The sequence below is a fragment of the Halobacteriovorax sp. RT-2-3 genome (genome assembly GCF_047085075.1).
Lineage (GTDB): Bacteria > Bdellovibrionota > Bacteriovoracia > Bacteriovoracales > Bacteriovoracaceae > Halobacteriovorax_A.
The window spans coordinates 883205-906042 of record NZ_JBKIYF010000002.1; the positions used below are offsets into that span (position 1 = coordinate 883205).

General features: G+C 36.1%; 25 protein-coding genes. 8 read left to right on the forward strand and 17 right to left on the reverse strand.

Features of this window, described 5'->3' with window-relative positions; all coding sequences use genetic code 11:
• Nucleotides 1-18 precede the first annotated feature (18 nt).
• Entirely contained in the window at nt 19-417 is a 399-nt protein-coding gene (locus ACMAYX_RS10115) for a hypothetical protein (protein ID WP_103217650.1), read from the forward strand.
• A gap of 18 nt (nt 418-435) precedes the next feature.
• Here the strand turns inward: ACMAYX_RS10115 and ACMAYX_RS10120 are convergent, their stop codons facing one another.
• Both ACMAYX_RS10120 and ACMAYX_RS10125 read right to left on the reverse strand, forming a co-directional pair.
• On the reverse strand, nt 436-930 hold the full coding sequence (locus tag ACMAYX_RS10120) for a hypothetical protein (RefSeq protein ID WP_103217649.1): 495 nt from the start codon (nt 928-930) through the stop codon (nt 436-438).
• Between the two features lie 9 nt (nt 931-939).
• Nucleotides 940-1242 carry a hypothetical protein gene (locus tag ACMAYX_RS10125; RefSeq protein WP_103217648.1) on the reverse strand — a complete coding sequence of 101 codons (303 nt, stop codon included), beginning with the start codon at nt 1240-1242 and terminating at the stop codon, nt 940-942.
• Between the two features lie 114 nt (nt 1243-1356).
• Here ACMAYX_RS10125 and ACMAYX_RS10130 point away from each other — a divergent pair, with 114 nt between their 5' ends.
• Complete coding sequence (locus tag ACMAYX_RS10130; protein ID WP_412470395.1) at nt 1357-2136, forward strand: endonuclease/exonuclease/phosphatase family protein; 780 nt, start codon at nt 1357-1359, stop codon at nt 2134-2136.
• Here ACMAYX_RS10130 and ACMAYX_RS10135 read toward each other — a convergent pair.
• Nucleotides 2100-3002, reverse strand: a complete 903-nt coding sequence (locus ACMAYX_RS10135) for a phosphatidylserine decarboxylase (RefSeq protein WP_412471682.1) — start codon at nt 3000-3002, stop codon at nt 2100-2102. The two genes, ACMAYX_RS10130 and ACMAYX_RS10135, sit on opposite strands and share 37 nt — an antisense overlap.
• 114 nt (nt 3003-3116) lie before the next feature.
• Here ACMAYX_RS10135 and ACMAYX_RS10140 point away from each other — a divergent pair, with 114 nt between their 5' ends.
• Nucleotides 3117-4208 carry a S1C family serine protease gene (locus ACMAYX_RS10140; RefSeq protein WP_412471681.1) on the forward strand — a complete coding sequence of 364 codons (1092 nt, stop codon included), beginning with the start codon at nt 3117-3119 and terminating at the stop codon, nt 4206-4208.
• On the opposite strand, the gene ACMAYX_RS10145 is transcribed toward ACMAYX_RS10140, so the two are convergent.
• The 11 genes from ACMAYX_RS10145 to lepB all read right to left on the reverse strand — a co-directional run bounded on the left by ACMAYX_RS10145 (nt 4205) and on the right by lepB (nt 14070).
• Entirely contained in the window at nt 4205-5131 is a 927-nt protein-coding gene (locus tag ACMAYX_RS10145; RefSeq protein ID WP_392993560.1) for a FecCD family ABC transporter permease, read from the reverse strand. The two genes, ACMAYX_RS10140 and ACMAYX_RS10145, sit on opposite strands and share 4 nt — an antisense overlap.
• Entirely contained in the window at nt 5128-5790 is a 663-nt protein-coding gene (locus ACMAYX_RS10150; RefSeq protein WP_412471680.1) for an ATP-binding cassette domain-containing protein, read from the reverse strand. Before ACMAYX_RS10150 ends, ACMAYX_RS10145 begins: the two co-directional genes overlap by 4 nt.
• On the reverse strand, nt 5787-6572 hold the full coding sequence (locus tag ACMAYX_RS10155; protein ID WP_412471679.1) for an ABC transporter substrate-binding protein: 786 nt from the start codon (nt 6570-6572) through the stop codon (nt 5787-5789). Before ACMAYX_RS10155 ends, ACMAYX_RS10150 begins: the two co-directional genes overlap by 4 nt.
• 10 nt (nt 6573-6582) lie before the next feature.
• Nucleotides 6583-7593: an ABC transporter permease subunit gene (locus ACMAYX_RS10160; RefSeq protein WP_103217642.1), complete on the reverse strand. Its 1011-nt coding sequence runs from the start codon at nt 7591-7593 to the stop codon at nt 6583-6585.
• Nucleotides 7590-8615 (reverse strand): ABC transporter permease subunit, encoded by a 1026-nt coding sequence (locus tag ACMAYX_RS10165; RefSeq protein ID WP_103217641.1) that lies wholly within the window; start codon nt 8613-8615, stop codon nt 7590-7592. Before ACMAYX_RS10165 ends, ACMAYX_RS10160 begins: the two co-directional genes overlap by 4 nt.
• Before the next feature lie 14 nt (nt 8616-8629).
• Nucleotides 8630-10279 carry an ABC transporter substrate-binding protein gene (locus tag ACMAYX_RS10170; protein ID WP_103217640.1) on the reverse strand — a complete coding sequence of 550 codons (1650 nt, stop codon included), beginning with the start codon at nt 10277-10279 and terminating at the stop codon, nt 8630-8632.
• A 122-nt stretch (nt 10280-10401) separates the two neighbouring features.
• Complete coding sequence (locus ACMAYX_RS10175; RefSeq protein WP_103217639.1) at nt 10402-11091, reverse strand: hypothetical protein; 690 nt, start codon at nt 11089-11091, stop codon at nt 10402-10404.
• Between the two features lie 56 nt (nt 11092-11147).
• Nucleotides 11148-11831 (reverse strand): class I SAM-dependent methyltransferase, encoded by a 684-nt coding sequence (locus ACMAYX_RS10180; protein WP_158246845.1) that lies wholly within the window; start codon nt 11829-11831, stop codon nt 11148-11150.
• Nucleotides 11809-12204 carry a hypothetical protein gene (locus tag ACMAYX_RS10185; protein ID WP_103217637.1) on the reverse strand — a complete coding sequence of 132 codons (396 nt, stop codon included), beginning with the start codon at nt 12202-12204 and terminating at the stop codon, nt 11809-11811. The genes ACMAYX_RS10180 and ACMAYX_RS10185 overlap by 23 nt, the downstream gene beginning before the upstream one ends.
• Nucleotides 12205-12220: 16 nt before the next feature.
• Complete coding sequence (locus ACMAYX_RS10190) at nt 12221-12664, reverse strand: hypothetical protein (protein ID WP_103217636.1); 444 nt, start codon at nt 12662-12664, stop codon at nt 12221-12223.
• A 641-nt stretch (nt 12665-13305) separates the two neighbouring features.
• Nucleotides 13306-14070 (reverse strand): signal peptidase I, encoded by a 765-nt coding sequence (gene lepB, locus ACMAYX_RS10195; protein ID WP_103217634.1) that lies wholly within the window; start codon nt 14068-14070, stop codon nt 13306-13308.
• A 140-nt stretch (nt 14071-14210) separates the two neighbouring features.
• Here lepB and ACMAYX_RS10200 point away from each other — a divergent pair, with 140 nt between their 5' ends.
• Nucleotides 14211-14603, forward strand: coding sequence for a hypothetical protein (locus ACMAYX_RS10200; RefSeq protein WP_392993570.1), 393 nt, complete (start codon nt 14211-14213; stop codon nt 14601-14603).
• Between the two features lie 17 nt (nt 14604-14620).
• Here the strand turns inward: ACMAYX_RS10200 and ACMAYX_RS10205 are convergent, their stop codons facing one another.
• The 3 genes from ACMAYX_RS10205 to groES all read right to left on the reverse strand — a co-directional run bounded on the left by ACMAYX_RS10205 (nt 14621) and on the right by groES (nt 17314).
• Nucleotides 14621-15028, reverse strand: coding sequence for a response regulator (locus tag ACMAYX_RS10205; RefSeq protein ID WP_392993573.1), 408 nt, complete (start codon nt 15026-15028; stop codon nt 14621-14623).
• 329 nt (nt 15029-15357) lie between these two features.
• Nucleotides 15358-16995, reverse strand: coding sequence for a chaperonin GroEL (gene groL / locus ACMAYX_RS10210; RefSeq protein ID WP_103217631.1), 1638 nt, complete (start codon nt 16993-16995; stop codon nt 15358-15360).
• A 31-nt stretch (nt 16996-17026) separates the two neighbouring features.
• Nucleotides 17027-17314 carry a co-chaperone GroES gene (gene groES, locus ACMAYX_RS10215; protein WP_103217630.1) on the reverse strand — a complete coding sequence of 96 codons (288 nt, stop codon included), beginning with the start codon at nt 17312-17314 and terminating at the stop codon, nt 17027-17029.
• A 227-nt stretch (nt 17315-17541) separates the two neighbouring features.
• Between groES and ACMAYX_RS10220 the strand changes: the two genes are divergently transcribed.
• From ACMAYX_RS10220 to ACMAYX_RS10235, 4 genes are all read left to right on the forward strand, one after another.
• On the forward strand, nt 17542-19278 hold the full coding sequence (locus ACMAYX_RS10220; protein ID WP_103217629.1) for a chloride channel protein: 1737 nt from the start codon (nt 17542-17544) through the stop codon (nt 19276-19278).
• Between the two features lie 147 nt (nt 19279-19425).
• Entirely contained in the window at nt 19426-20559 is a 1134-nt protein-coding gene (locus tag ACMAYX_RS10225; protein WP_103217628.1) for a hypothetical protein, read from the forward strand.
• A gap of 222 nt (nt 20560-20781) precedes the next feature.
• A complete protein-coding gene (locus tag ACMAYX_RS10230) occupies nt 20782-22272 on the forward strand; it encodes a hypothetical protein (RefSeq protein WP_392993577.1) in 1491 nt (496 codons plus the stop codon).
• A 26-nt stretch (nt 22273-22298) separates the two neighbouring features.
• Entirely contained in the window at nt 22299-22826 is a 528-nt protein-coding gene (locus ACMAYX_RS10235; RefSeq protein ID WP_103217626.1) for a hypothetical protein, read from the forward strand.
• Nucleotides 22827-22838: the final 12 nt, after the last annotated feature.

The window sequence follows — 22838 nt, forward strand, 5'->3', positions numbered from 1 at the left end:
CACACCATGTTAGGCACTATGATTGAAAAGTATTTTAGAAGACTCAGAGCACAATATCCAGTGGCCTTCCTTTCTGATGAAAGGCTTAATCTTCTGTTAGAGAATATACATTCTGAAGATGAGATAAAAATAATCTTTAGTTACCTACAAAAGCATCTGAAATCTTCACCAAGTCAGAAAGAAAATGGTGAACTCTTATTTAGTCTTATTGATAAAACTCAATACTCTGTTCGTGCTTGGATTGAGGCCATCCTCACATTTGATTCATGGCTAAAGGAAAATGAAAGAGAGACAGATTTTAAAACAATGATTGGCTATATCGAATGTTCTACACTGTCTCCTGAAAATAAGATTTTAAAATATCAATTAAAAGAACTTGTGGCCAAAATGCTTAATGATTTTGGCTACGTTGGCTAATTTTAGACATTATTAATATTACTTCGCTAAGTTTAAAGAGCTATTAATTATGTCTGAATAATTACCATGTCCCCAAAGTAAAACCTTTTGTTTTTTCACAATATTATTTGAACTTTTTTTGTAATTACGCTGAAGCTCCTCAACAAAACTATTTAACTGATCAAGCATTGAATTAAGAATAAGCTCTTCTGTTTTGTTTACATAAACTTTTTGAAGTTTTAATGATCGATTTTCTTTCTGACTAAAATAATTTTCTACAATTGAACTGGCCACTTCATTTACTTCTTTTCTGACATTCTCTACTGCATTTGCAATCATTAAACCTTGGGCATCTTTATTAAGCGAATATGTACTATCTTGCCTCTTTAGTATGCCCTTCTTATTTAAGCGAACACACAAGCTCCCCACTAAAGATAAACTCATTCCTGTTTCATTAGAGATTTGAAATATTGTTTTTTGAGACTTACCACAAACTTCTAAAATTGCTCTTTCTACCATTAACAAACGTGACATATTCTCTCCCTATAACCCTGTTAACTTTCTAATAAAAAACTTTTCTTCTAAGTTACTCACAATTTCATTACAGTCGTTACGACTTAAGCTGAATGAATGCTTTTCTAAGAATTGAATTAATGAACTGAGTTCCGAAGAATTAATCTCTAGCTTTTCCTTTATCTTAAAATACTCACTAGTTCTCATTTCTGCGCCATTCATTAATCTAAATAGACGTGTCGTTTGCATCTGAAACATCTCTCCCAACTGCTTGTATGTATGCTTTGGATAACGTTTTTTAATTTCTTTAATTAATTGCTCTTGTTGAACCATAAGACCTCCTTAACTGGCCCATTTTTAATAAAAAAGTCAGTTTTTAACTACTTGTGTCGATTGCGGAGTTTTCTATTTTTCTATTGATGAAAAATATGTTTTCATTAATGGAATATGTTTAATTTCACTGTAATTTCTTCAAATATTCGATTTAACAACCCTGCCGATGGAGTTCATTCATGGGATGGGAGACGTGTTATCCTTGCAAACGCACTGAATGCCTATCGACCAGATGTTATTGGAACCCAAGAAGGCTGGGAGCCCCAATTAAGAGATTTCCAAGAGCTCTTAGATGGACTTGAGATCATTGATTCAAATCGTGAGTGGATTGAAGATAGAATGTATCCTTCTCTTTATTATCGACCAGATATCTTTGAATTAATAAATTCAGGAGACATTTGGCTTTCTGAAACACCTTATATTGCTGCATCGAAATCATTTGGAAGTGCATTTCCAAGACTTTGTACATGGGCGATTCTTAAGGCCAAGGAAAATGGAAAACACTACTTCTTTGTGAATGCTCATTTAGATCACCTTGAATCTGATACACGAAAGGAACAAATTAAAGTCCTAATTAGTGAAATTGAAAAAGTAAGAGCTGACTATCCTATTATTTTAACTGGAGACTTTAATGAGTCACCTTTTGAAAAAGTTAGGAAAGTACTAGATGAAAGTGACCTCAATCTTACTGATCCATGGCTAGACCTGGGTCATGAAGAGTGTGAGAGTCATCATAGCTTCAAAGGATTTCGTGAAGATGGTTCTCGAATTGACTGGATTCTTCACTCAAAAGATACTTTAAAGTGCGAAGAAATTCACCTTCATAAAGAAAGCTCTGAGGGGATTTACCCATCAGATCACTTTCCAGTTTGTGCAACTTTATCTGCTAAATGAATATAAGTTTCAATTCCGTTCTTTGTATTATTTAGGATATCTGATGTTGGTGACCACTTACCTTTCTCACCAATAACAATGACAGTAGAGCCACCGAATAAGAAATAACCTTTCTCATCGCCTCTTTTAAATGTTGTTAAATCACCTGATTGTACAATACGGCCAACCATCGTTGCACCAACTTCAACGTAAGCAATTTTGCCAAATTCTTTAGTTTGCATAACTGTTACTTCACGGATATTTGTAGAAAAAATATCATTTTTCTTACGTAGAGCAAGTGGGTTTACTGAATGATATCCACCACCAATCTTGTAGTAATCAATCACTTCACCATCTAGAGGATAGTGAAAACGGTGATAATCAACAGGACATAATCGAGCGAGAAGAAGTGGTCCATCTTCGAAAACACTTTCCCACTTAGAATTCTGTAATAACTCCGTTGAATTTAAAAATTTGCCCTTAACCGGTATCTTAACTTGGTTATTAATTGATTCATATCCAAAGTATCTTGCTTCAGCAAACGCAGACATCGAATCAGCTTCATCTAAGAATGGCCTCTTTCCTTCTTTAAACCTACGAATAAAAAATTCATTGAAGCTGCCATAAGGGTCATCTTTTGAACGTCCTTCAGTTGGAAGGAAATCATCCATATTTATTTGATAATCTTTTACAAATTTTGGAACCTTATTCTTAGTAAAGTTCATATTTTGAATTTCGCCATACATACACGAGACAATTGATGAAGTAATTGCACCAGAGATTAGCTTTCCAAGTGGATTTCCATAGAGGAAATTAATAGCAGTATCCCCGTAAACTTTCTCCACTTCCATTTGATTTGTATAACGATTAAAATAATTAATATCCACGAGTGACCTCAGAATTCTTACAGAAATTTGACATTTCTGTGTTACAAAATTTTTTATACTATGATTATATATGTATAATGAGATGAGCGTCAAAAAGAGATAATGAGGAATATTATGAAAAGCAATTTAAGGCCATTCTTTTTAATTCTTATTCTACTAACATCCCTAAATTCAAAGGCTTTGTTTGATGAAAATAAGGCGATATTAGAAAGTGAACGTAATACTATTTCAGTGTTCGATCGTTCAGTGAATTCAGTCGTAAATATTTCGACCCTAGGTCGTATGAGAGCAAGAAGTGGCTTCTTCTTTTCGATGACAAATAAACAAGTCGTTAAAGGTGAAGGTTCAGGATGGGTTTGGGATGATAAAGGGCACATCATTACAAACTTTCACGTAGTCGAAGGTGGAGATAACTTCTTAGTAAGATTTAATAACAATAAAAAAGAATATAAAGCAAAACTAATTGGAACAGAGCCAGCAAAAGATATTGCTGTCTTGAAGTTATTAGAAATCCCAAGAGATATTAAGCCACTAAATCGAGGAGACTCTGATAAAGTTAGGGTTGGTCAAAAGGCCATTGCTATTGGTTCGCCATTTGGTCTTGATGCAACGGTAACAACAGGGATTATCTCGGCTAAAAATCGAGGAATTCAAGGCATTGGTGGAGTTGAAATTAGAGGAATGTTACAAACAGATTCTTCAATTAACCCTGGAAATTCAGGAGGACCGCTATTTGATTCTTCAGGAAATGTAATTGGTGTCAATACAATGATCTTTTCAAACTCTGGCTCATCGGCAGGTGTTGGTTTTGCTATTCCTATAAATATTGTAAGTAAAGTAGTGCCACAAATAATTAAATACGGAATTGTGAAAAGACCAGGTCTTGGTATAGCCATTGCTGAAAAAAGAGAGCTCTCATACTTCTACGGTATTGATGTTGAAAAGGGACTTCCGATTCAAAGTGTTCGACCAGGTGGGCCATCTGCAAAAGCGGGATTAAGAGGTCTAGAACAAGATCCACGTACAAGAAGTATTATTCTAGGAGATGTTATTTTAAAGATTGATGGAAAAGAAATAAATGATTTCGATGATATCTTTAATACTCTTTATGAATATAAAGTTGGCGATAACGTAGAAGTTCTTTACCGAAGAGGTTCTGCACTTAAAAAGGCTATCGTAAAACTTGAAGAAATAAAAAGAAATTAAGATTCGCTTCGTTTAAATAGTTGGAGTGCCAGAACAGGTGCTCCAACACACGCCGTAATTGCACCAATTGGTATAATACTATTTGCCAAAACTATTCTTGAAATAAAATCACATAGTACTAAGAAGCCCCCCCCTAAGATAAAAGTAGGCATTAAGCTTCTTTCATAGTTAGCACTTACAAGTCGCCTTGTAATATGTGGAATAATCAAGCCAACAAAACCAATCGGGCCACATTGCCATACGACAACTGCAATTAGTATATTTGAAACAAGTATTAGTGTTGCATTTACCTTACGAGTTGGCACTCCCCTCGTTTGTGCAAAATCTTCACCAATAGAAATTAGAGTTAAACTTCTCTTATGAATAACAAAGAAAATTAAACCTAAAATATATAATGGTGCTGTATATAAAAGACCCTCAAACCCTACAATTGAAAGACTTCCCATCATCCAGCGGATTAGCCTAGCAATGCTTTCATTTCCAAGTATACTTTGAACAAAGACTATAGCACTTGATGAAAAGATAGAAAGACAAACTCCAAATAATAATACTCTTTGAGACGAGAACTTATTCAAATAGAGAAATAATAAGATTAGAAGAAAGATTGATGAAAGAGCAATATAAGCCCCTAAAGAAAAAGAATTAAATCCAAGCTCCGCAATAGCAAGCCCAAGGGCGGCCACACTCGAAAAGCCAAGAGTATATGGAGTAGCAAGTGGGTTTCTAAAAATTACCTGTGTTGTACTCCCTATTACAGAAAGTATTCCACCAACTAAAAATGCTAAGTAAACCCTAGGGAATCTCAAGTTCTCTAGGATATAAAGTCCCTGCTCGTTTAAGTCAATAATTCCTTCTCGGCCTATGAAAGGAGTAAGTGTTACCGCTAAAATAACCGCAATATATAAGAGGATTGTTTTTTTCACAGAATATACCTCTTATTATCAATCACGTGATAGTTAAAATTCTTATGAAATATCTTATCAAAGATTTTTGTCGACACGGCTTCATCTACAGTCGAATCAAAACTCATTTGAGAGTCTTCAAACGCCACAAGACGATCACAAATATTTATAATGAAGTTAAAGTCATGGGAAACAACAAAGCAGCTTTTTTTATACTCTTGAAGAAAACAACTCAGCCTTTCAACGTAAATTGGATCTAAGTAATTTGTGGGCTCATCTAGTAAAGTAAACTTACAGTCATAATAAAAGGCACAAATCAGATTAAGTCTTTGCCTTTCTCCACCACTTAATGTTGACACTCTTCTAGTTAGAAGATTTTCAAAGTTAAAGTGTTTAATTAATTTTTTTAGATAAGCTAAGTCTTGCGCCTTGCTACCCCTAGCATAAGACATAACTTCTTGCGCATCCATATCAGTTTGGATTGAAGCACTATCACCACAATACGCAACATCCCCCCCAACAAGACATTTTCCATTGAAATCAACAAGATTAGCAATTGCCTTTAGAAAGCTCGATTTCCCTGCACCATTTGGGCCGATAACTCCACAATGGCCTGATTCAAATGAGAAGCTATTCACTGATAGCCTATCTTGAATTGATAATTTTTCACAATTAATCACTTCAAAATCTCCCTTAAATCTTTAACTAACGATAATGTCCTAGGTCCCAAAACAACCGCATAATCTTTTTCGTATAGATAAATTTTATCTTTAAAATAAGAATTCTTCCAATCTTGTTCTGACTTTATTTTACGATCTGATATTCTTAGAATTAAATCGAAATTAGAAGTCAGTAAGCTCTCAAGACTCCTTAAAGGGTAACCTGATTCCGCTACAATATTTTTTGCACCTAGTTTTGTTAATATCTCATGATAATAATTATCAATACCGATGGCCCTAACCTCATGTAGTTTACCATCCTTAAACTTTTCATCGATAATCATCAGAACTCTCTTACCTTTAGATATAGGTTTTAAAAGAGATTTCAGTTCATTAGAAAACGCTTCGATTTTCTTATCTTTGTTAAGCTTAAACTTTTCGTTAAAAACTTTAAGCATCCCTACTGCATCATCAAGTTTCTTATATGGTGTAATGATGACATCAACGCCTAATTTTTCTAAATTATTTTTGACTCGTCCGCCTTGAACTTCAGCAAGCAGAACAGACGTGATTTTGTCTTCTACAACCTTCTCAAGATTAATTTCAAATGAAGACCCATAGCGTGGCAAACGCTTGGCTTCTTCTGGAAAATTACAATAGTCAGAGACTCCAACTAACAGTTTTCCAGCATCTAGATAAAACATTGACTCAGTAAAGCTTGGAAGAGTTGAAAGGACTCGAAAATTTTGTGCGTAAGAATTAAAGAAAAGAATGGCGGAGAATACTAAGATGAATATTCTCACGCCAACCTCATTATTTCATTTTTGGATCTAGTGCGTCTCTTACTCCGTCTCCAATAAGTACGAGTAAGAATAAACTAGTAAATAGTGCAGCTGAAGGATAAACAGCTAGCCACCATGCAATTCTAAAGTTCTGGTGAGCTTGGTTAAGAAGCTCTCCCCAAGAAGGTGTAGGAATTGCAAGACCAAACCCCAGGTAATCAAGTGAAGCAAGACCAGAGATACCTGCAGCAATTGAGAAAGGTGCGAAAGTAATAATCGGACCTAGAGAGTTTGGAAGAATATGCTTAACGATAATACGAGAAGTTGATGCTCCCATACCACGTGCAGCTTCTACGAATTCTTGCTTTCTATTCTTTAAGAACTCACCACGAGCATAGTAACTTACTCCCATCCATCCAAAGATTGATGAGATGAAAATTAGAAGCGTTAGTGTAGGCTTAAAGATCGAAATCATCGTAAGTAGTAATAAGAATACTGGAACCGTACTAAAGATTTCAACAACACGCTGACCGAAGAAATCCACTTTCCCACCAAAGTAGCCCATTACACCACCAAAGAATACACCCATGATAGTAGAAAGAAGCCATACTAAGAAAGCATAAGCAATTGAATACTTGTATCCGTATAGTAGACGCGTGAATACATCACGACCTCTATCATCTGTTCCCATGATATTTGTCTCACTAGGTGCAGCTGGATATTCATATACATCACGATTTGATTCATATGGGTCCCACTGTACAAGCGGCCATACAACGCTATCCATATCTAAAGTTCTGTAATTCGTAACATAAACGTTCGTAATTCCAAATTCCTTTGGATGATAGTCTTTAAATACAGGAAAGTAAGACTTTCCTTGGTACGTCATATAGATTGGCTTACTATTAGCAATCAACGGTGCCGAAAGTGTTAAAAGTACAGAGAAGAGAAGAAGTACAATAGAAACTACTGCAGACTTTCTTTTCTTAAAACGTCTCCATCTTTTAAGTGTAAGTTCATTTTCAATAAATTTTTCAATCATGAGAAATCAATCCTTGGATCAACAACAGTGTATAGTACGTCACTGATTAGGTTACCTAAGAACATAAGGACAGTTTGAATAAAGAACAGTCCCATAATTACGTTATAATCTCTTTCTAGAAGTGATTGGTAACCAAGTAGACCAATACCATCTAGGTTAAAGATTCTTTCAATAAGAAGAGATCCAGCAAAAAATAGAGATAGGAAGTGTCCGAATCCTGTAACAATTGGAATTAGAGCATTTCTTAAAGCGTGCTTATAGTAAACTTTTCTATCCGCTAAACCTTTCGCTCTTGCTGTACGGATATAATCTTGTGAGATGACATCAATCATCGAGTTTCTCATAAGAAGAGTTAGTACAGTAAACTGTCCTACCATATATGCGATAAGAGGAAGTACAAAGTGCCAAACTCTATCTTGGATTTGCCCAAAGATACTTAAGTCATCATAGTAATCCGAAACAAGGTCTCCAATTGGGAACCAGTCAACAAATGTATCCCCTGCAAAGTAAACAAGAAGTAAGATACCTAGCATGAAAGATGGAATTGAATAAAGGCCAGATAAAACAAACGAAGACACGACATCAAATCGAGATCCACTTTTAACTGCCTTTAGAACTCCAAGCGGGATACACACCAAATACGATAGTATGAATGAGACCAATCCAAACTGAATTGAAACCGGTAGCTTACTCATTACAACGTCCATTACTGGCTCTTCGTATGTAAATGACTCACCAAAATCTAGAGTAGCTAGATTCTTTAGCCAAATACCATAACGAACGTATAGTGGCTTATCAAAACCATATTGTTTCTTAAGGGCCTCAACAACTTCTTGAGATACAGCACCATTATTTGAACTAGTATCAGTTGTCGTTTGACCAACTCCACCAAATCTCATTTGCTGAAGCTTCTGCTCGATTGGAGAACCTGGTGCAAGGTTTACCATCACAAACATAAGGATACTGACCCCGATCAACGTCGGGATCATAATCATTAATCTTCTAAGGATATAATTAAACAAGTCGTCTCTCCTACTTATTTAGCTGGTTTAATCGACCACTTACTTCCGTAACCAACTCCGTAAATATAAGTATCTTTCTCTTTTTGCATACGCTCAGTATGTCCGTAGAAAGTATAACGGTCGTTAAATAGGAAGATATATGGGTAGTCTTCAGCAATTAGCTTGTATACTTTTTTAAGCATTGTCTTTCTTGCTTCTTTATCAAGAGTCAGTTGAGCTTGATCAATTAGCTTATCAACTTCTTTATTTGAGTAAGAAATAAAGTTAGAACCATTGTTAGCTGCAGAATCTGAGTGCCAAATTTGTTTTGGATCCCAATCTAGTGATCCACCAGACCACGCAAGAGTTACAGCATCAAAGTTTCTCTCATCAAGAGCTTTAATGAAAGAGTTCCACTCAATGTATTTTACTTCAATCGCAACACCAGCTTTCTTTGCATCTTGTTGATACATAGTTAAGTATTTTGAGAAAGTTTTAGATGGGTTTAAGATTGTAAAAGCAAGCTTAGTCTTCTTACCATCAATTGTTTTATCAAGAACAGCATCACCGTCTGAATCTTTCCATCCATCATTCTTTAGGATCTTAATTGCTTCTTCAACATTAAAAGGAATCGCTTTAACGTCTTTGTTTGCATATTCAGACTGAACGTATAGAGGACCAGTTGCAAGAACAGAATATCCGAAACGGAATTTCTTATTCATCTCTTCACGGTTCATAAGATAGTTCATTGCTTTACGAACTTCTTTTGATTTAAAGATTGGGCTCTTAAAGTTCCAACCAACAAAACCGTAACCTTTAACTGATTTGTTTTCTGTTTTTACCTTTAAAACTTCTTTTCCCCATCTTGGGCCATTAGTTTTTTGTTCGTATTCTTCTGGTGAAAGTGAGTTAAAGTCTAAGTCACCTTTTTCAAGTCTCTGAATAGCAACAGAAGACTCATTAATAAATCTCATGAAGATTTCACCATATGAGTAATCATTCTTATAATTATCTGTCTTGTATCCCCACCAGTCTTTATTTTGAACTAGAGAGATACCTTTACCTCTTCTAAGCTCTTTGAAGATATAAGGACCTGTACCAATAAGAGTTTTATTAAGTTCTTTTTCTTCTTCTTCAGTTGGGTTTTCATAAATATGCTTTGGAACGATTGCAAGGTATCCACCACTAGCAATAGACATTAGGTTACCAAAGTACTTTTTGTTGGCCTTAAAACGAATTGTTCTTGGACCTTCAATTACAGCTTCTTTAAAGTTAGCAAAGTAAGACTTCATGTGAGCTGTCTTATACTTGTTTTCTGGATGAGTTACTGCATCAAAAGAGAATTTTACATCTTCAACAGTAAATGGCTTTCCATCATGCCACTTTACACCTTCTCTAATTTTGAAAACAAAATCATAACCATCATTTTCAATTGACCATGATTCAGCAAGGCCTGGTTCCCACTCATTTGTATCAATATTTTTGTTAAGAAGACCTTCTAAAACATAACCTTGAACATTTGACGAGTAAGCATCAGTTGATGATAACGGGTTCAGTGTTGTAGGAGTACCACTTAGATTGTAGTAAAAAGTGTTGTTTGATTTTTTAGCTCCACCACTTTTATTACACCCTACTACTGACAATAGAAGTGTACTTAAAAGAAGTAAAAAGATTCCTTTTTTCATAAACTTATCCTTTTTATATTTAGCGAGTCACAATATAAAATTTTACACCAAATGGCTAGAATGCACATTAGGATGTACGCGTTCGTCTGTCTAGATGCTAAAATTATTTACAAAAGAGATAATTATTTTGTGATGTAATTCCTCGGATCCAAAGACCAGCGGTCTTCTTTAAGATTTTTAGACTCAATGCGATATTGTTGTAATTTATAATCGACTTCATTCAATCGTGTTTGAATACCTTCAGTGTTACGAACAAGCTGTTGATGGTCATCTTCGAGTCGACGCAGCTCATCACGCCATTCTTTCTCAAGTTTTTGTCTCAATAAATCATAGCGAGCATTGATCGTTTCGACTCTTTGCGTATAAGTAATTAGGTCTTTTTTATTGCGACTAATTTTTGACTCAAGGGCCAATTTTTTCTTCGCAAGAATTTCAATTAACTCATTACCCATCGCAACATTATTAACAAGATCCTGTGAATAAAAATTATAATAACGCCCCGTCGAAAAGGCAGAGTTACGATTGCACTCGTCATATTTTGGTACTCGTACCAACAAGTAGTGACTAGTTCGGCCCATCACAATGGCCTTACACTTAGAGGATTCTTGATGAAGACCCCAGAGATCGAGTTCATCTAATTTATTAATATATTTGATATTATCAAAATCGACTTTGAAGCGTACGAGTCTTGCGCTTGGTTCAATATGCGAGACTCTCCCAGAAAAATAGCCTAGGTCTTTATTGAATTCGAGAATATTTGCATAACAAACAATTCCACTCAAGAATGTGGCAACTAAGATGAAGTACTTCACTCTCTCCATTGTGCCATATTTAATTATTTTAGATAGTTGCGGGAAAGAGATGCCTTTTATTCAGGCTTTTTAGCAATTATTGATTGAGTTAGCTCGGAGCTTTGTTGTGGCTCTTCATATTTTAGAATTTTAAAATCATTAAACATCGTTAATAGTTCTGCAGGTTTTAAGAAATATGAATCGACACTCTGCTCTTTATATTTCTTCTTATGTGCAGTTGTATACCCTTCATAAATAATAACCCCACCAGGCTTTAGCCACTTTTTAAGTTTATTAGATACTTCACGGTCAACATAATAGAAGCAAATTATCGCATCTAAAGATCCTGCGGCGATTTTTAAATCATCAACAGATTTGTGAATAGTCTTGATACGAACACCAGCTTGTCTTGCAAGCCTTAGTGATTTATCAATTGCCACTGAGCTGATATCAACACCTGTTACTTTATATCCCTTTGTAGCAAGAAAGACCGCATTTCTTCCTTCACCCATCCCAATATCTAGAACAGTAGCTCCTCGAGGTATATGCTGATAATTTTTTGCTAAAAAATTTGCAGGAGACTTCCCATAAATATAGTCGTGCTGAGCAAACTTCTTATCCCAGATATTTGAGGCTTTATCTTGAACTCTTTGACCTGTTAGTAACTCATAACGAGAACCAGATATGCTTTGGCGTGCAAAGGTGTCTTGAAATAAACAAGATAGTAAAATAATGAATTTAAGCAATTGCGCTTTCTTCATGAGTCTCAAGCTCCGCATTTAAATAAAGATTTAGTTGTTCATACTTGTTTTTCACCATTTTTACCATAGCATGGACTTTATCTTCAATAGTTGCGGGCATATCTTCTGTATGCGCGAGGTACCAATGGAGGTCATCCACGGTATTATAGAAATCTTCAAGATTGATAATCAGCTCTTCAGATAAAAGCATTAACTGCGCAACTGTTATCGTTTTAAAATTAGATCTAAAAATGGCATTGAAGTGTTCGCGTGTTCGCTTCATCGATAAGATTTGCAAATACTCTCTTTCGCGGTGAATGATTTTATCTGCAAGTCTAGCAGCATCTTGTCTAAGAATAATAAGTAAGCGACTTACTTCCTTTGAAACTCTCATTCTCTCTCAATCCCTTTTAATACTCAGGTAACTTTGCTCTTCTTCCACCTGGCCAGCGAGAAGAATTTGTCACAAGTTTGCTGAACATTTCTTGTCCCGCACGATCGGCCATACGAAACATACTAACAGGTAGTCTTTCTTGAAAAACTTTTTTTGTTTTTAAGATGGCATCATCATGAGTTATAGCAAATGAACTATACTCAAATAGTGTGATACTTCCCTGTCTAAGCATGAAGTTCATATATCTCTTTAATAATTTATTATAATTAAAAAGTGCACGAATATCTCGGATACAACAAATAACAAATTGATGCTCCTTCATTCTAATCGACTTAAAGTCATCAAGTTTCATTGGAACTAGTTTCATTCCAAATTCTGAAAACACACGAGACATATAAAGAAACTCTTCTCCTAAGGCTCGTTCAAATTGTAAATAGATGACATAGTTTGACTTTCTCACAATGAGCCCATCGGTTCATTGCAAACGTTAATTAAAGATGAATAAGATTGTGGAAAAAATTGCCCTAAAACGTAGAAAGGCCGAGAGCACTCCTTTCTTAAAACCACACACGTTACTCTCGGCCTCTATAAGCTTTGGGTCAAATCATAGGGAGAGAGGGATGTCTCCAAAGCTTATCTATAACTTCCATGTTTTCTTCGTGTCCTTCCGTGGACACTCTAAATAAACAACAACTTTTAAAAGGGGCCTAGAGGTGGTTTGATTAAGCTTCGTGCTTTTTACAATTCTGTTGCCCTTTCCTCTAGGCCCATTTTTCCTGAAAGCGACCTTACATTCATAAGTGTAACTCTCAGTTTCCATAGCAACGTCCTATTGCTAATTCCCAAAATCGTCCTAATCTTGGGGAGGCCCCCTGGCCTCTGGATACTTATATATAAGCAGGTAGCGTGCCAAAATTGACAAATAATAGATTCAATAACTTACAAAAACTTTACAATTGAAGTGTGCAAAATGCCCCACAGGCCGCACTATAGAGAAATCAATGGTCCTACAAAAACAAGCACTTAACATAGGACCAAAAAGGAACTAGTACCAGAGTACTTTCCTTTGTGGCCCCATAGCAAATTTATTGTCAGGAAAATTTAAAGAGATGTACCGATTCGACTTGGTCTAAAGTGGAAAGGTTTATCTGACCAAGGGTACACTAGCGACATCCAAACCATGAATGCCTTACCGCGAATATTCTTTACAGGAACAAATCCCCAAACACGTGAGTCACTTGAATAATCTCTGTTATCACCCATGACGAATACGTGTCCATCTGGAACAGTAACCTTTTCTTGATTTAGATGCCTAAAGAATGTTGGGTTTTCACCAACCGTAAACTTCTTCTCGCCAATTTGTTGATAATAGAACTTCATATCTTCAGGATTAAGAGAAGGCTCTTTATCGTAAAGACCTCTTAGCTCTTGATCTTTTTCACCTTCGATCGCAGTCTTTTCAACTTTCTTACCGTTAATAAATAATTCATTTTCATATACTTCAATCGTATCCCCAGGTAAGCCAATTGTTCTTTTAACAAAAAGGATAGAAGGATTAATTGGATATTCGAAAACAACAATATCACCACGTTCAGGGAGCGATTGCCCACCGATATAAATAGGATTAAAGAACTCCGTAAATGGAACTTTAAACCCGTAAGACATCTTATTAACAACAATTGAATCACCGATAGCATTTGTCGGAAGTAGTGATCCTGTTGGAATGTGGTAGTGGTCAACAAAAGTAGATCTGAAACCAAATACGATTAAAATAATTTTAATCCATGATAGCGCTTCATCTTTAAACCATTGACCTGAAAGAAAAGCAGGTTTCTGCTCCTCAACTTCTTGTGCTTTATTAAACATATTTCCTCACTTTATTAACTTAAAAAATTATAACGAGTTGTCCCTAAAAAGTATAAGGCTAATTGCGTTAGACACTTTGGTTGCACATCCTTTAAAAAGCTGCATAAAATAATATTATTCATATAACTTAGGGAGGAATTATGAAATCAGCTTTAGTTACGATTGTATTTTTATTTTTTACTATTCTAAATGTTAGTGCATCAAGTGAACAAGAAGCATATTTTCCATCACACTGTTCTAATTTTGGAGACAAAGTAAGCTATTCATTCACAAGTTGTATTAATTCAAACTTTAGACGAGCAGAATTCGAAGTACCAAATCTATTCTTACAATATTGCAGCAACTTTGGTGATGACTTAAGCTTCTCATTTGAAAGTTGTGTAAACAATAATTTCAGAAGAATTGAAAGTGAATTAGGAATGTTTCTGAGCCACTGTATGAATATTGGAAGAGGCGTTAGCTACTCTTTCGTAAGTTGTGTGAATCGCAACTTTAGTGACATCAGTTACGAATTAAGAAAACAAGATCAGTAAGAATAAATCATAGCGGCCTAAACGGCCGCTTCTATATTTAAAACAGATTTCATTTTATCTTCTAATACTGTTGCGGAAAAAGGTTTGAGTAAGTAATTATTTGCACCTAATTCAATTGTTCTTCTAATGATTGCAATAGAATTTTCAGAACTAACCATAACGACAGGCAAGTCGGCCATCCTTTCATCAGCTCTAAGTTGAAAGAGAAAATCAAGTCCATCACAGTTTGGCATATGCACATCACAAAAAACTATTTGATAGGGAGAGCCACTTTCATGGGCTTCGATTACTTTTCGAAGTGCCGAAATACCATCAACAGCTTCATTAATATTCTCTACTCCAATATCATTCAAAATACTTTTAACTGATTTTCTAATATAATCGAGATCATCAACAACAAGTGCTTTTATACTTGAATACTCCATGAACTTTCCCCTTAAAGTGAACTCTTTCGTAATAAATATTATATCGGAATCCAATGAAAATTCTTTATTTACTTAAGATAAGCGGTGTAAAGCATTGAAAACTAGAGTCCTTAAATAGGATGGGTTTGAAAATAGGCGCCTTGAAGAGTTGGCTTTAAACTAGTCACTCTCAAAGAAGCAAGTAGTAATATAAAAAAAAGCCTGCATAAAAGCAGGCTTATTTTTACTTAAGTGAGTCCCCTCGCGCTGGGGCAAACCGGTGAGATAGGCATTCCAAAAGATGGGCGCCTACCCCGCATCAAATCTTAGCTTCGCTAAGATGCTGCGGGTTACATCATACCAGGCATTCCGCCCATTCCACCCATTGGAGGCATCGCTGGACCGTCTTCCTTAGGAATATCAGCAATCATTGTTTCAGTTGTAAGCATAAGTCCTGCAACTGAAGCAGCATTTTGAAGTGCTGAGCGAGTAACCTTAACAGGATCAATAATACCAGCAGCAATTAGGTCTTCATATCTCTCATCACGAGCGTTGAAACCATATTTTGCATCTTCGTTCTTCTTAACTTCGTTAACAACAACAGAACCTTCAAGTCCTGCGTTTGTAGCAATTTGTCTAAGAGGAGCTTCAACAGCTCTTTGAACGATTTTAATTCCGTGCATTTCTTCTTCTCTATTTGCTTTAAGATCTGCAAGAACTTGAGCAGCTTTAACAAGAGCAGAACCACCACCAACAACAATACCTTCTTCAACAGCAGCTCTTGTTGCGTTTAGTGCATCTTCAACACGGTCTTTCTTTTCTTTCATTTCAGTTTCAGTTGGAGCACCAACGTTTACAACTGCAACACCACCAGAAAGCTTAGCAAGTCTTTCTTGTAGTTTCTCTCTGTCATAGTCAGAAGTTGTTTCTGCAATTTGTGCTTTAATTTGGTTAACACGTGCTTCAACAGCAGCTACATCACCAGCACCATCTACGATAGTTGTATTTTCTTTATCAATTGAAATTTTCTTAGCCGAACCTAAGTGCTCAAGAGCAGCTGTCTCAAGGCTCATTCCTAGCTCTTCAGAAATTACAGTACCACCAGTAAGTGCTGCGATATCTTTAAGCATTTCTTTTCTTCTATCACCGAATCCTGGAGCTTTTACAGCTGCAACATTCAGAGTTCCTCTTAGCTTATTAACAACAAGAGTTGTAATTGCCTCACCTTCAACATCTTCAGCGATGATTAAAAGTGGTCTTGAAGTCTGAACAGCTTTTTCAAGGATTGGAAGAAGTTCCTTCATGTTAGAAACTTTCTTATCAGTGATTAGGATATTTGCATTATCAAAAGAAACTTCCATTTTCTCTGAGTTAGTTACAAAGTATGGAGATAGGTAACCGCGGTCAAATTGCATACCTTCTACAACATCTAATGTTGTTTCAGCTGTTTTTGACTCTTCAATAGTAATAACACCATCTTTACCAACTTTATCCATCGCTTCCGCTAGAAGTTTTCCGATTTCATTGTCATTGTTAGCTGAGATTGTACCAACTTGTTCAATTTCTTCGTTAGTCTTGATTTCTTTTGCAACAGCTCTTAATTCAGAAACGATTTTCTCAACAGCAGTATCGATTCCTCTTTTAAGATCCATTGGATTGTGACCAGCAGTTACAAGCTTAGCACCTTCCGTATAGATTGCTTGAGCAAGAACAGTTGCAGTAGTTGTACCATCACCTGCGTCTTCGTTAGTCTTTTGAGCAACTTCTTTAACCATTTGAGCGCCCATATTTTGAAAGTTATTTTCTAATTCGATTTCTTTTGCAACAGAAACACCATCTTTTGTGATGTGTGGAGCACCAAATGATTTTTGGATTACTACGTTTCTCCCCTTTGGTCCAAGAGTTACTCTAACTGCATTTGCAAGTTGATTAACACCTTCAAGGATTAGTCCTCTAGCTTCTTCTGAATACTTTAATTCTTTTGCCATCTTTTTATCTCCTGTATATTAATCAATTTGATTAAACTAAAATTCCTAAAATATCTGATTCTTTCATGATTAGATACTCAACACCATCAAGCTTTACTTCACTTCCAGCGTATTTTCCAAAAAGAACCTTATCACCTTCTTTAACGGCAAGTTCTGCAACAGAACCATTGTCTAGACGGTATCCTGGCCCAACAGCAATAACTTCACCTTCACTTGGTTTTTCTGAGTTGTTATCTGGAATGTAGATACCACCAGCTGTCTTTGTTTCGTTTTCAATTCTTTTGATTAGAACTCTATCTTGTAATGGTTTAACTTGCATAAATCCTCCAGTTAAATACATTTTTTATTTATTTCACGTATGTTTATACATAAATTGGGAGTGAACGGATACATGTCAAGGTCTGCCACTTAGAAAAAATCATATTTTTTCACATTTATATTGGCGCAAGGCGGAATTTCTCTTCCCGTAAGGTTAAAATTGTGAGATATTGCGAAAAATTAGTCAGTTAACTTATCTTTATAAGGAGTCGCTCCGATAAACAGCATATGAAACTAAAGTTTAATGAAAAACTTTTAGGTAAATTCCTGCAAAATGAGACTGCAGAAGAGAGAACATTTTTTGTCCTTACGCTCATTACAGGTGTTTCATCAGCTCTTATCGCCGTTGGTCTTCAAAAAGGTGTTCACTGGATTCAACATATCCTCAAAACAGATACTACATTTACATGGCAATCCGTAATTCTTGGTGGAATCGCCCTTTTTATTTCTGGTTGGCTAACGACTCGTAGATTTCCATTCTCTGAAGGTTCGGGAATCCCAAAAGTTCGTGCGGCCTTAGTCGTTGATCACGGAAGAATCAGTTTAAAAGATACATTTGCAAAAGCAGTAACAACTCTGCTTGCTCTTGGCTCTGGTGTCTCTCTAGGAAGAGAAGGTCCAACAGTTACTATCGCCTCAGGTGTTGCCTCATGGCTTGGCTACTCATTTCATATCTCTAAAAAGAGAGTGAAGGCCCTTGTTGCAGTTGGTGCAGCTGGTGGTATTGCAGCAGCATTTGCAACTCCGATATCAGCAGTGGTTTTTACATTAGAAGAAGTTGTTGGTGACCTCAACGCAAAAGTTCTTGGTTCAATTGTTATTTCTTCAGTTGTAGCCTCAATCACTGGACAGATGCTAACTGGCCAACATCATATGTTTGAGCAGCTTTACTATAAGATGCACGACCATCGTGAACTACTTTTCTATTTATTAATTGGAATTAGCTGTGCTTTTATTGGCCCTCTTTGGATGAAGTCGGTTTTAGCATTTAGAGAATTCAATCGAAAACATATGAAGAGTCATAAGCTTACTTATATGATGATTGTTTTTCTCATTATTGCACTAATGACTCAGGTACATTCAAGTGTCATTGGAAGTGGACATGGAACTTTAGAAGATACATTGCTTTCACTAATACTCGATCCAAAAGTTTTATTTCTCATGTTCTGCTTAAAGTTTCTTGCAACATCTCTTTGCTACTCGGCTGGAATTTCTGGTGGTCTTTTCATGCCAACACTTTTAATGGGAGCAACATTAGGAAGTTTAATTGGTTCACTAGCAAGTGTTTTCTTTCCAGAGATTACAACGAACACGGGTGCATATGCACTAGTAGGAATGGGAGCTTTCTTTGTTACAGTTATTCGCGCTCCGTTTACTTCTATCTTAATCGTGTTTGAATTAACAAGAGACTACAATATTATTTTGCCACTAATGATTGCAAATATTATTGCCTATATGCTCTCTTCAAAACCGACACAAAATGAATCTATCTACGAACAAATCTCAGCACAAGATGGAATACACTTACCAACACGAGATGACCTTGAAGTGCTTGATCAGTTACATGTAGAAGATGCAATGATAAAAGATATCGTTACATACGGTGCTACTTTAACAGTAAGTGAAACACTAAAAGATATTCAAAAATATAATCCAGACCTTCAAGGTTTTCCTGTCTTAAAAAATGGAAGACTTCTAGGAATGATGTCGACTTCAGAACTTAAAGTACAACTTGCTAAAGGTAACGGTGATGTAAAAATTGAACACTGTTGCGAAAAAAAGATTATAAAAATATATCCAGATCAAAGTTTATACATTGCCCTTCACAGACTTAAAAGGTTCCAAATCTCCCGTCTACCGGTCGTTTCGAGACTTGACGAAAAAAGAATCATTGGAATTCTTACGCCGAAAGATATTGTAAAACAATTCGGTTATCAAATCACAGAATCGAAAGAAAATGATTAAATCAGTTAACCTTTTCTTAAAAGCCGGTTAATTAAGTACAAATTCAGGCCTTCCACCCTTGACCCCTCTCGACTTTCAAAAAATCGGTTGTTACAAATTTGTCATCAATATTTTTTGTCTAACAACCTAACTAAAAAGGAGAGGGTAATGAAAAAATTACTACTAGCTTCGGCTCTTTTTATGGGAGCCTTCTCGACGCAAGCGGCGAGAGTTCAATTCGACTTTGATGTTTATTCTTCGGGAGCATCAATCTATCCATGTAACGCTGGTTTAAAGCACAAAAAGCACAGAGGTGTTTTCTGCTACAACCCAAAAACTTTAAGATCATGTGATCCAGGATCAAGAGGTGGCCATGGTGGTTATCCTTTCCTAGAAGGACTTATCGCTGAAGGTGGTAACGGCGGTTACGGTGGCTCAAATGGCGGTGGCCAAGACTGTGGACCAGATGGAACAAATTGTGATTGCGTATGTGCTGGTGATCTAGATGGAAGAAATGAAAATACTCTAGATACAGTACGTGGTAAAATCACAAAATGGACTGATCACGGAGATCGTTCTCACCACAGCTTCTCGCTTGAGAAAACAGCTGGTGAGTATGACTACCACAGCCTACTTTCTTACAACGAGCAATTCAACAAGAGACTTAAAGAACTATCATTCAACCTAGGTTCAGAAATGTATGGTGCGAAGTACTTTGTTGATATCTGTTTCCGTGCAACACAAATTGACTACGGTCAAAGACCAGACTACCTAGCAGAGTCTTCAGAAGACAGATTTGATTTCATCGTACCTGAAGAAATCAGAGATGACTATGTAGTAGGTATGCCAGAGTCATTTGGTAGCATCGACAACCCACTGTACAAATTCGAAAGAAAAGTTACAGTAACAGACATCGCAGGTTCTAACACTAACGGTGACTGGGATCTAAACGAAGATGACGTTATCTGGTCAGAAGAAAGTTACCAATCAGCAGCTCAACTTGCTGTTAAATCAGGAATTTTCTGTAAAGACAAAGATGGTGACTTCGTTCAAGTTTACGGTGGATCAGGAAACCCTTCTGCTCAAATCGACCTATCTTCAAACTCTGTTGTTGAATTCTTCAAGCGTTATGCAGCAGCTGACCTAAGAGGTTGTGTTGTTCGTTACGAATTCGAAGAGAATGCAAGATATGCAAACAAAACAGTTGATAAATTCAGAAGATGGAAAATGCAAGCTGCAAACATCTGTACTGATACAGCTATCACTAACATCCAAGGTCACGATCACGACTACGGATACTAATCTCAATTTTTAAATACTGCAGGGTGGTTTTCCACCCTGCCTTTACTAAGTGAAGAGATGTGCGGGGGAAAAATGATTTACAGGGGCTTAATACTATTATTTTTAACATTTAATACTCTTGCCTGCTTAATTGCATCGGCACCAAAGAATATTAACATTTCGATTTCTCCACTCAGTAAAGGTCTGTATATCTATGATGAGGCTGGGGTAAAAAAAGATGATATGCCGAACATACTAGCTTCCAACTGTATGACGGCGGCAACAAACAATCACTATACAATGATTACAGTTGGTATAGAAAATTACGTTCTAACAGATAAATTTCTAACATACAGTATTAACGATAGTGTTACATATGGTTCAAAAGATTTTTGCCGAATTGAAAATCTTGAAAATACATATGGAACAACCAAAGATGAAAGAGAACAACGATTATTAGGTCGTCGTCGAATTATGAATCGCTGTTTAGAGTTTGAAGTGAATGACGTATCAGCAACAGGTATCGATTTCCCGAAATCACAATCAGGTTGTAAAGTAACAAGAATTGATGAAAACTCAGCTAGGTTTCAAGGTTACTACTGTTTCTTCAAACCAAAAACTGACTCTGCCTATATTATTAAACCTATTATTAACGAAGCTTGTTTAACAAAAGATTTTTACACAGAAAATGAATTTGAGCTTCAAGATATATTAGCTTCAATTGGTGTCTATGTTTCAGGAGATGCAACAGGACGATCAACTGAACTAAAATATATTAATGACTTTAAATTAAGAGTAAATCAATCACCAGAAGGATTATTAACGGTAAATAAAACAGTTACACCGGAAGAGCCAAAGTTTCCAACAAAGTGGCCTGTAAACGATATTCAACTGGGACAACTATACTTAACAACTTCAGCAGATGCTAAAAACAGTGCCTACTTCGGAGTACCGTTATTTGTAAGAAATACATGTGAGAAAAAGTGCGAACCAGGGAAGCTATGTACGGCACCTTGTAATTATACGCAACCAGTAGCCGCAGAATTTGTTCTTACTCAGCTAGCTGGCAATGGTAAAAAACACTATGTAACTTCTTGGTTTGATGGAGGTATCGCACCAGCAAACTGGACAGGCTTAATAAACGGAATTGGTACGCAAATTACTTCTAATTATTTTGAGATTGGAAAGAATTATGAACTAGAAGTAATCCTCGATGATCAAGAATATAATTTTATGATGTTCAAGGGCCGTATTAAATCACGCCTAACTTTGAGACCGACAACAATACCTTCTATTAATAGAGAAGGACGAACAATTGGTGAAATTTCACCATTTGCAAAAGTTGAAGTTTTAAAGACACTACCGACTTATCCAGTATTTGATACGATTAAATTTACTGGGAATAGCCACTTAGGTGTAATGAATACTGTTAATTCAATTAGCCGTGTATTCGACGACCCAGTTTGGCCACCATACTTTTCAGACTACTGTATCGAGGGATCATGTGTCTTAATGAAAGATCACAAGCTAAGACTGAAATTAAAATTCAAGATAACGAAAGATGAAAAGACTGGAGAGCTGCTTTCAGAAGTCCTTGAATACCAAAAAATAAGTAATGTTCAAGATAACAAGACAACAAACGAATACAAAGCACCATATTTTACTTGTACTCCTCCAGGGAAGGACCCAACGGACGATGACAGTGATGATGATTTTGGGGATATTGATTTTTAGTCGCTATATTTAGCAAAGGGGAAACAATGAGAAAATTACTGATGATTTTATTATTAATGTTTACAAGCACGACTTTCGCAAATGATGTTGACGATATGTTTGGGAGTGGAGAGGACCAATTTGAATTTGAGAAATTTTCAAATGAAGAAATCCTACTAAGAATAGAACAAGACATTAAAGTTTCGTGTCGAAAAGGAGAATGTACTCTTTTTTCTACTGAAAACAAATTTGCTGGTTTTGAAGTTGGATTCAATATTGGCGAAGGCATGAATCAACAAGCTGGAAGTGGAGTTAATATCTACACTGGAGGATACGGTGGACAAATTAACGGAGAATACTGGGGAGTTAATGTTAGATACTACAACGGTAAGTGTACTCAACGTATTAAAGTACCTAAGTCTGTTTATATTGCTATTAACCGTTATATGTATGGCCTACTTGACACAGATGGTAATACACGCCGTGGCTTCACTCCTGCTGATGAAGCAATGATTCTTTTCTATACAACAATCATTGGTAAATCAAGCAACTGTAATGGAAATAGCGGAAGCTAAAAAACTTAAGCT

Coding starts and splice junctions, on each gene's coding strand:
- ACMAYX_RS10160 (WP_103217642.1), bottom strand. CDS start 7,593: ATGATTGAAAAATTTATTGAAAATGAACTTACACTTAAAAGATGGAGA.
- ACMAYX_RS10120 (WP_103217649.1), bottom strand. CDS start 930: ATGTCACGTTTGTTAATGGTAGAAAGAGCAATTTTAGAAGTTTGTGGT.
- ACMAYX_RS10235 (WP_103217626.1), top strand. CDS start 22,299: ATGAGAAAATTACTGATGATTTTATTATTAATGTTTACAAGCACGACT.
- ACMAYX_RS10200 (WP_392993570.1), top strand. CDS start 14,211: ATGAAATCAGCTTTAGTTACGATTGTATTTTTATTTTTTACTATTCTA.
- ACMAYX_RS10185 (WP_103217637.1), bottom strand. CDS start 12,204: ATGAGAGTTTCAAAGGAAGTAAGTCGCTTACTTATTATTCTTAGACAA.
- ACMAYX_RS10140 (WP_412471681.1), top strand. CDS start 3,117: ATGAAAAGCAATTTAAGGCCATTCTTTTTAATTCTTATTCTACTAACA.
- ACMAYX_RS10115 (WP_103217650.1), top strand. CDS start 19: ATGATTGAAAAGTATTTTAGAAGACTCAGAGCACAATATCCAGTGGCC.
- ACMAYX_RS10180 (WP_158246845.1), bottom strand. CDS start 11,831: ATGAAGAAAGCGCAATTGCTTAAATTCATTATTTTACTATCTTGTTTA.
- ACMAYX_RS10205 (WP_392993573.1), bottom strand. CDS start 15,028: ATGGAGTATTCAAGTATAAAAGCACTTGTTGTTGATGATCTCGATTAT.
- ACMAYX_RS10130 (WP_412470395.1), top strand. CDS start 1,357: ATGTTTAATTTCACTGTAATTTCTTCAAATATTCGATTTAACAACCCT.
- ACMAYX_RS10170 (WP_103217640.1), bottom strand. CDS start 10,279: ATGAAAAAAGGAATCTTTTTACTTCTTTTAAGTACACTTCTATTGTCA.
- ACMAYX_RS10225 (WP_103217628.1), top strand. CDS start 19,426: ATGAAAAAATTACTACTAGCTTCGGCTCTTTTTATGGGAGCCTTCTCG.
- ACMAYX_RS10230 (WP_392993577.1), top strand. CDS start 20,782: ATGCCGAACATACTAGCTTCCAACTGTATGACGGCGGCAACAAACAAT.
- ACMAYX_RS10220 (WP_103217629.1), top strand. CDS start 17,542: ATGAAACTAAAGTTTAATGAAAAACTTTTAGGTAAATTCCTGCAAAAT.
- groL (WP_103217631.1), bottom strand. CDS start 16,995: ATGGCAAAAGAATTAAAGTATTCAGAAGAAGCTAGAGGACTAATCCTT.
- ACMAYX_RS10125 (WP_103217648.1), bottom strand. CDS start 1,242: ATGGTTCAACAAGAGCAATTAATTAAAGAAATTAAAAAACGTTATCCA.
- lepB (WP_103217634.1), bottom strand. CDS start 14,070: ATGTTTAATAAAGCACAAGAAGTTGAGGAGCAGAAACCTGCTTTTCTT.
- groES (WP_103217630.1), bottom strand. CDS start 17,314: ATGCAAGTTAAACCATTACAAGATAGAGTTCTAATCAAAAGAATTGAA.